Genomic DNA, 7,730 nt, shown 5'->3' with positions numbered 1-7,730 from the left:
CCAAGCTCGCCGGCGGTGTCCACCGTCTCGACGGCCAGCTCATGGTCGTCCTCGACGTCGATCGCGTCCTCGAGCTCAAAACCGAAGTTCAAATGGCTGCGTGAGCCCAAAAACATCGAAGCGGGAGAACCAAAATGAAGACGTGCTTGGTGGTCGATGATTCCAGCGTCGTGCGCAAGATCGCACGCCGGATCCTGGAAGGCCTGGAATTCGAAGTCACGGAGGCCGAGGACGGCTCCAAGGCGCTCGAGGTCTGTCAGCACAAGCTGCCCGACGCGGTGCTGCTGGACTGGAACATGCCGGTGATGGACGGCTTCGAATTCATGGGCCACATGCGCCGCCTGCCGGGCGGCGACCAGCCCAAGGTGGTGTTCTGCACCACCGAAAATAACGTAGCTCATATCGCTCAGGCGCTCAGCGGCGGCGCCAACGAGTACATCATGAAGCCCTTCGACAAAGACATCATCGCCGACAAATTCGCTGAAGTCGGCTTGATTCCGGTCGGACAAGCCATGGTCTGAGTTGTCTGGCGGAGTGTTCCAGCCAGAGTGTTCCCAGTACAGCTTCCGAGAGGCCTATCCGTGACCCCGACCGAGTATGAGTATCTGCGTAAGTTCCTGAGGGATCATTCCGGGCTCGATCTGTCCGCAGACAAGCAATATCTGATTGAAAGCCGGCTGTTGCCGCTGGCGCGCAAGGCCGGGATCTCTGGCATCGGGGAGCTCGTGCAGAAGCTGCAAGGCGCTGGCTCGGGCGCGCTCGTCACCAGCGTGGTCGAGGCGATGACCACCAACGAGACTTTCTTCTTTCGCGACAAGGTCCCGTTCGATCATTTCCGCGACACCATCATGCCGGAGATCATCAAGGCCCGCGCCGGCCGCCGCAGCGTGCGCATCTGGTGCGCCGCCGGCTCGACCGGGCAGGAGCCCTATTCGCTGGCGATGAGCCTGAAGGAGATGGGGGCGGCCCTGACCGGCTGGCGCGTCGAGATCATCGCGACCGATCTGTCGCAGGAGGTGCTCGAGAAGGCCAAGGCCGGCATCTACAGCCAGTTCGAAGTGCAGCGCGGCCTGCCGATCCAGATGCTGATGAAATATTTCAAGCAGACCGGCGAGACCTGGCAGATCAATCCCGAGCTGCGGGCGATGATCCAGCACCGGCAGCTCAATCTGCTGCACGATTTCGCTCAGCTCGGCACCTTCGACGTCATCTTCTGCCGCAACGTCCTGATCTATTTCGATCAGGACACCAAGATCAACATCTTCAACCGGCTGGCTCGCCAGATCGAGGGAGACGGTTTCCTGGTGCTTGGCGCGGCCGAAACGGTGGTCGGACTGACCGACACGTTCAGGCCGATTCCGGAGCGGCGCGGTCTCTACAAGCCGAACGACCCGCGTGCCGCGGCCGCCAAGCCGGCTCTTGCCGGCGCAGCGCCGCGCGTAGCGGTCATGGCAGGACGATAGGCATGGCCGAGGATGGCAAGGGCGCGGAACGCGTGACGTTCAGTCGCGGCTATGATGTCTGCATCATGGCCATCGACGGCACCTGGCGCCGCGACTGCAAGCTCAACGCGATCTCCGACACCGACGCCATCCTGACGGTGGAAGGCTCGATTCAGGGCCTGAACCTCAAGGAGTTCTTCCTGCTGCTGTCGTCCACCGGGCTTGCCTACCGCCGCTGTGAACTGGTGCGCGTCAATGGCGTCGAAATGGACATCCAATTCCTGCGTGGCAAGAACCGGAAGAAGCGCGGCGCCGCCGGTGGCCGTGACGAGGCAGCGTGATCGTCACGTGCGTCTCGTCGCCGTTTGCCGCGAAGTTGGTTCACATTTGCTGAAACATCCGACTGAATTTGCCGTAGCGACTTTACGTCGCCTAAGCGCGAGCCGTGTATGCATTGCCGGTCTCAATCTCAGGATACCGCAATGCCCAGAAGCTCTTTTTCCCCTCTCCCGTCAAACCTGCCCGACGGCGCCGAGCGGCGCGCACTTCAGCTTCTGGTGGTCGATGACGACGCCACCCAGCGCAGCCTGATCACGGTCGCGGCCAAGCAGGCCGGCCATGAAGTCACCGTGGCGCCGTCCGTGGCCGCAGCGATCGAAAAACTCCGCACTGCGCGCTTCGACTGCGTGACACTCGATCTCCTGCTGGAGGATGGCGACGGCATCGACGTGCTGGGCGAGATGGCCAAGGCGAAATTTGGCGGCGCCGTGATCGTCATCAGCGGCATGGATGGCAAGCGCCGCAGCGCGGCCCGCAGCTTCGCCCGTTCCGTCGGGATCGAGCTCCAGAGCCTGCCCAAGCCGCTGGATCTGGCCGCGTTGCGCATCAGCCTCGCCAATCTCGGCAAGACCGCGATGGGCCTGCCGGCGATGCACACCTGGGGTGGTGTCGCCACCGACGCGATCGTGGAGCGGCACCGCGCCTGAGCCGCCGGCCTGCCATGCGATGAATGCGGTCGTCGCGCCGCAGCAACCACGATCTGGACCGTGCTGCCGGTTTCCGACAGGCAATTAACGGCGTGGGCAAGGTTCGCCCGGCAGGCGTCGAGAGCGGCGATCGCCATGGCATACCGGGATGTGACGTCGTCAAGCACGAAAACGTCGGCGGAACCTTCCGGATCGCTGCCGTGTTCTTGATCCATGGCTGTGGCGGTCCGGCGCATATTGGTCTCGATCTGCGAGATCAGCATGCGAAGGTCAGCCGCAATCAGCTCACGGCTCTCGACTTCGGGCATTGCGACGAGAGGCGGCGTAGCGGCCCGATTTAGCATGGATATTCTCTGTCCTCTGCAATTAGGCGCCTTGCCGCTACTTGTGCGTTAAGTCCATGTCCCGTACAAATACGGTGGGCCGAATCCGCGCCGAACGCCATAACGGTTGGGGCGGACGCGAGTCCTTCATGCCAACCGGATGTGTGGCACATGGCCGAACAAAGCTCTCGCGGTGAAATCTTCGTGGTCGACGACGACGCTGCCGTTCGCGACACCTTGTCGATGGTGTTGAAGGCGGCGGGCTATGAGGTGATCTGTTTTGCGGACGGCGCAGCATTGCTCTCCGTCGCGCGAAGCCGCACACCTGCAGCGGTCCTGCTCGACGTGCACATTCCCGGCAAGTCGGGCCTCGATATTCTCAATGAGCTGCACGGCGAAGACTATCCGGCACCGATCTTCATGATCTCCGGACAGGGCGATATCGCGATGGCGGTGGGGGCCATCAAGAGCGGCGCGCTCGACTTCATCGAGAAGCCGTTCCGCGGCAGCGAGATCGTCGGCCGGCTCGACGAGGCGATCGGCGCCTATGCACGCAGGCAGTCGGAGAACGCAGCGCCGAAGTTCGGCTCGCTGCATTTCCCCGGGCGCGAGCCGTTGACGCGCAGGGAGCGCGAGGTGCTCGAGCAGTTCGCCGCCGGCGCCTCCAACAAGGAGGCCGGCCGCACGCTCGGCATCAGCCCGCGCACCATCGAGGACCACCGCGCCAACATCATGAAGAAGCTCGGTGCGCGCAATGCCGCCGATCTGATCCGGATCGTGATGACCGCGGCGCAGCGCGCGTCGTAAATTTATCAGCAGTAGCCCGGATGGAGCGTAGCGAAATCCGGGGATCCGTGTCCACGGCAAGACACGTCCCGGATTGCGCTACGCTCCATCCGGGCTACGGCCCCTCACATCAACTGCTCAACGCCTTGCGGATGGCCCGCGCCAGATCGGATTTGCGATAGGGCTTCGCCAGTAGCAGAACGCCCGAATCCAGCCGGCCGTGATGGATGATCGCGTTCTCGGTATAGCCGGACGTGTAGAGCACCCGGAGATCGGGGCGCGTTCTCTGCAGTTCGTCGGCGAGCTGCCGTCCGTTCATCTTGCCGGGCATGATGACGTCGGTGAACAGGAGGTCGAACGGTTTTCCGGCGGCGACGATTGCGAGCGCCTCCGCGGCGTTCGCAGCCTGCAAGGTGACGTAGCCGAGCGAATGCAGCTGGGCCAGCACGTAGTCGCGCACCAGCCGGTCGTCCTCGACCACGAGGATCGTCTCGTGTCCGCCCTCGATGCTCGCCGGCGTCACGCCCTCGCCGACCACCGTCGGCGTCTTGCCGGGCGGCAAGTACATCTTGATCGTGGTGCCGTGGCCTTCCTCGCTGTAGATCTTGATATGGCCCGCGGACTGCTTGATGAAGCCGTAGACCATCGAAAGCCCGAGTCCGGTGCCCTTGCCCGGTCCCTTCGAGGTGAAGAAGGGGTCGAACACCCTGGCCAGCATGTTGGCGGGAATTCCGCTGCCGGTGTCGCTCACGGCGATCAGCACGTAGTGTCCCGGCGGGACGTCGTTGACGCTGGCATAGATCTCGTCCAGATAGGCCGCGCCCGTCTCCACGATCAGCTTGCCGCCGCCCGGCATGGCATCGCGGGCATTGAGCGCGAGGTTGAGGATCGCGGTGGTGAGCTGGCTGGGATCGACGATTGCGACGCAGTTCTCGTTCTCGAACACGGATTCGACATGGATCTGCTCGCCCAGCGTCGGCCGCAATAGTTTCGCGGTGTCGATGATCAGTGCGTTGACATCGATTTCGCGCGGCTGGAGCGGCTGCTTGCGCGCAAACGCCAGCAGATGCTGCGTCAGCTCGGCGCCACGCCCGGCGGCCTCGTCGATCATCTTCGTGATCGCCGCGAGCTCCGGCTCCTTGGCCACCGCGTCGGCCAGGATCTCGATCGTTCCGGTGATGACGGTGAGGATGTTGTTGAAGTCGTGCGCCACGCCGCCGGTGAGCTGGCCGACCGCCTCCATCTTCTCGGCCTGGCGGATGCGCTCGTCGGCCGCGATCTTGTCGGTCAGGTCGCGGTAAAACGAATTGAAGAGGACACCTTCGCGTCGCCGGAGCGCCGTGACGCTGAGCTCGGCCCTGAATTCCTTGCCATCGCGCCGCCGTACCAAGAGTTCGCGACGTGGATTGGCGAGGGATTGTTGCTCGGATTCGAGAAAGAGCTTGAGTCTGGCCCTGACGCTTTCGCGCTCACTGGGGGCGACGAAAAGCTCGATCGCATTCTTGCCGATTGCTTCCTCACGCGCCCATCCGAAGAGCTTCTCGGCTTGCGAGTTCCAACTCAGGATGGCACCGGCCTGGTCGGTCTGGGTGAAAGCGTCGAGCGAGGTCTCGACGATGTTGCGCGCAAGCTGCTCGCTCTCCCGCAACGACTCCTGTGCAAGCCTCGCCTCCGTCATGTCGCGCCCGACAAAGAAGTAGCGCTGCGCATGGTCGGACCAGCTGCCGAGCCAGGACAGCCAGACCTCGCGTCCGTCCTTGTGGAAGCAGCGGGTGTCGGCGAGCTTCAGCCGCTCGCCGCGCCTGAGCGCGCGCATCTCGTCGCGCGACTGGTCGAGATGGCCGGGATGAATGAAATCGGCGCCGCTGCGGCCGATCATCTGCTCCGGCCGGTAGCCGATAATGGCCTCGCTGCTCGGACTGATCTGCGCGATGTGGCCGTGCGCGTCCATCACCATGATCAGATCCTGCGAGGTCTCGAAGATCTGGCGCCGTTCCTCGAGCTGCTGCTGCAGCGCCCGCTCGGCCCGCCGCGCCTCGGTCAGGCTGCGCGCGGTGCCGGAGGCGCCCACGATCTCGCCCGACGGGCCTCTGATCGGGGACAGGCTGAGTGAGATTTCGACCGGCGTGCCATCCTTGCGCAGGCGCACGGTCTCGAAGCGTTCGATCGGTTGACCCCGGGCGAGCCGCTGCAAATAGTCCTTGCCTTGCTCGCGTCGGTCGGGCGGGACGATGATCGAGGTGGATTTCCCGATCGCCTCATCCGCCGAATAGCCGTAGAGGCGCTCGGCGGCGGCATTCCAGCCGGTGATGACGGCGTCGAGCGATTGCATCACGATCGCGTCGTCGGAGGATTCGACGGCGGCGCTGAACAAGCGCTCGCGCGCTTCATGATGGCTTCGCGCGGCCTCGGTGCGGCGATGCTCCTCGATCTCGCGTTCAAGAGCGGCCGTCTTCGCTCTCGTTTCGTCGACCATCTGAGCAAATGCCCGCGCCAGCACGCCTGTCTCTCCGCTCGCATCGACGGGAATATCGGCGCGCCGTCCGCTGCCGATCGCCTCCACCGCCGCGGTCAAACGCCCGATCGGCCGCGTCAATGAGCGCGCCAGCAATACCGCAAGCAAAGCTGCGGCAAGAACGGCAAGCAGGCCGACCAGCGAGGAGGTTTTTTGAATGGCCGCCGGAACGCGGCTGAACACGGATGCGGGGGCCGTCTCGATGATAGCCAACCACTCCTTGCCGGCAAGCAGCGCCGGTGCGATCGCCGCTCCACTCGGCCGGCCCGACCGGTCGCTCGTCAGCTGCGTGGATCCTTGCGGCTGGCCGGCCCGGGCTGCAAAGAAAGGAAAGTCCCGGCGCCAATCGTTGGCGTTGCCATGCAATGTACCGAATTCCCGCGCGCGATCGGGATGGACCAGATAGTCGCCACGCGAATTCACGACATAGATGTCTCCCCCGGCGCTCGCGGTCGAGCGGACGCGGTCGAGTGCGGGACGCATGTCGATATTGGCAATGATGATGCCGAACGGCTTGCTATCAGGCGTGAACAGCGGCGTCGCGACGCGCAACGTCGGAATGTGAGGGTCCGTGGTTCCTCCTTGCCGGGTGGCGAGATCGACGGGCGAAACATAGATGTCGCCCGGCGCCAATCGAATCGTCTCCTGGAAGTACGTTCGTTCGCTCTTGCGTTCGAGTTCGCCGTTGGGGACAATCCGTGCGGCTCCGTTAGGGCCGGCGCGATCGACGCGGACCAGTTCGCGCTGGTCGTCGTCAAGGCCGATGATTCGAAATTGCCCGTAGCTCGGCTTCGCGTCGATCTCGGCTGCGAACCGCGTGGCGATGCGCTCGCGCCAGGTTTGCTCCGAAACGCCGTCGACTGCATCGATGCCTCCACCGACATGAGCGCGGATCAGGCCATTGATGGCAGCGGCGGAGCGATAACCGAGCAGATCGCCACGAGCGCCGGCAACGTAAGATTCAAGATGGGTGGCCAGCAGGCTCGACTGGGCTTCGATCCGTTCCAGGACCCGCGGAATGACGGCTTGGGTGATGTTGCGATAGCCGAGCCAGCCGACCGCGGCCACGGTGACCGCCACCAGCAGGATCATCGCGATAGCGAGCCGCGTAGCTAGCGTCATGGGGATATTCGCACCGCTCCCTGAAGGGCCGTGCCCGTGCTCGGTTGGAACAGAATGAAGGTTCTTGTCATCGGCGGCCGGTGCTGACATCCGGATTCCTCACCGATGCCGTCCGCGCTGCGTCCAGGCTGCCAGCGACCGCGGCAAGCAGTGCGTCGGCCCGGAACGGCTTCTGCAAGCTCGCCACCGCGCCGAGCTTGGTCGCCATCTTGAGGAAGTCCGGCTCAGCATACGCGTCTGGCGCGAACGACCGGCCGGAAATGACGACGATCGGAATCGCCGGCTGCAGCGCCCGGATGTGGCGCATCGTCTCCAGGCCGTCCATGCCTGGCATGAAGATGTCGAGAAACAGCAGGTCGAACTGGCTGGCCTCGAACAGCGCAAGTCCCTTGCGGCCGTCTCCGGCGACGGTGACGTGATGACCGGCCCTCTCCAGGAGCAGCCGAATCGTCATCTGCACGGCCGGATCGTCATCCACGATCAGGATGTTGGCCACGTCTGGTATCCTCCCGGGCCGGATGGGGTTTCCCAGCGACCGCAAATCAAACCATCAACT

Annotated in this window: 7 protein-coding genes and 2 pseudogenes; 6 read left to right on the top strand and 3 right to left on the bottom strand. The window is 64.0% G+C overall.

Features of this window, described 5'->3' with window-relative positions:
* The 5 genes and pseudogenes from AC0L3S_RS16450 to AC0L3S_RS16430 all read left to right on the top strand — a co-directional run.
* Positions 1-104 (top strand): annotated as a pseudogene (locus AC0L3S_RS16450) (chemotaxis protein CheW); the annotation flags it as partial.
* A 30-nt stretch (positions 105-134) separates the two neighbouring features.
* A complete protein-coding gene (locus tag AC0L3S_RS16445) occupies positions 135-521 on the top strand; it encodes a response regulator (protein WP_007598955.1) in 387 nt (128 codons plus the stop codon).
* A gap of 60 nt (positions 522-581) precedes the next feature.
* Positions 582-1,463 carry a CheR family methyltransferase gene (locus tag AC0L3S_RS16440; RefSeq protein ID WP_275174421.1) on the top strand — a complete coding sequence of 294 codons (882 nt, stop codon included), beginning with the start codon at positions 582-584 and terminating at the stop codon, positions 1,461-1,463.
* A 2-nt stretch (positions 1,464-1,465) separates the two neighbouring features.
* Entirely contained in the window at positions 1,466-1,783 is a 318-nt protein-coding gene (locus AC0L3S_RS16435) for a hypothetical protein (RefSeq protein ID WP_007598957.1), read from the top strand.
* Between the two features lie 141 nt (positions 1,784-1,924).
* Entirely contained in the window at positions 1,925-2,428 is a 504-nt protein-coding gene (locus AC0L3S_RS16430; protein WP_473264148.1) for a response regulator, read from the top strand.
* Between the two features lie 62 nt (positions 2,429-2,490).
* Here AC0L3S_RS16430 and AC0L3S_RS16425 read toward each other — a convergent pair.
* Positions 2,491-2,772 (bottom strand): annotated as a pseudogene (locus AC0L3S_RS16425) (hypothetical protein); the annotation flags it as partial.
* A gap of 150 nt (positions 2,773-2,922) precedes the next feature.
* Here AC0L3S_RS16425 and AC0L3S_RS16420 point away from each other — a divergent pair.
* Positions 2,923-3,558, top strand: a complete 636-nt coding sequence (locus tag AC0L3S_RS16420) for a response regulator transcription factor (RefSeq protein ID WP_007604420.1) — start codon at positions 2,923-2,925, stop codon at positions 3,556-3,558.
* A gap of 109 nt (positions 3,559-3,667) precedes the next feature.
* On the opposite strand, the gene AC0L3S_RS16415 is transcribed toward AC0L3S_RS16420, so the two are convergent.
* Together AC0L3S_RS16415 and AC0L3S_RS16410 are read right to left on the bottom strand one after the other, a co-directional pair.
* Complete coding sequence (locus AC0L3S_RS16415; RefSeq protein WP_473279879.1) at positions 3,668-7,264, bottom strand: PAS domain S-box protein; 3,597 nt, start codon at positions 7,262-7,264, stop codon at positions 3,668-3,670.
* A complete protein-coding gene (locus tag AC0L3S_RS16410; protein WP_473279877.1) occupies positions 7,242-7,670 on the bottom strand; it encodes a response regulator in 429 nt (142 codons plus the stop codon). Before AC0L3S_RS16410 ends, AC0L3S_RS16415 begins: the two co-directional genes overlap by 23 nt.
* Positions 7,671-7,730 lie beyond the last annotated feature (60 nt).

This window comes from Bradyrhizobium sp. Ken01 (assembly GCF_055807355.1).
Note: the sequence above shows the minus strand (reverse complement) of the source record. Positions and strands in the feature narration are given on the sequence as shown.

Excerpts from the sequence above, each read along its gene's own strand:
- AC0L3S_RS16445 (WP_007598955.1), top strand. The coding sequence starts at position 135 with ATGAAGACGTGCTTGGTGGTCGATGATTCCAGCGTCGTGCGCAAGATC.
- AC0L3S_RS16435 (WP_007598957.1), top strand. The coding sequence starts at position 1,466 with ATGGCCGAGGATGGCAAGGGCGCGGAACGCGTGACGTTCAGTCGCGGC.
- AC0L3S_RS16430 (WP_473264148.1), top strand. The coding sequence starts at position 1,925 with ATGCCCAGAAGCTCTTTTTCCCCTCTCCCGTCAAACCTGCCCGACGGC.
- AC0L3S_RS16420 (WP_007604420.1), top strand. The coding sequence starts at position 2,923 with ATGGCCGAACAAAGCTCTCGCGGTGAAATCTTCGTGGTCGACGACGAC.
- AC0L3S_RS16415 (WP_473279879.1), bottom strand. The coding sequence starts at position 7,264 with ATGTCAGCACCGGCCGCCGATGACAAGAACCTTCATTCTGTTCCAACC.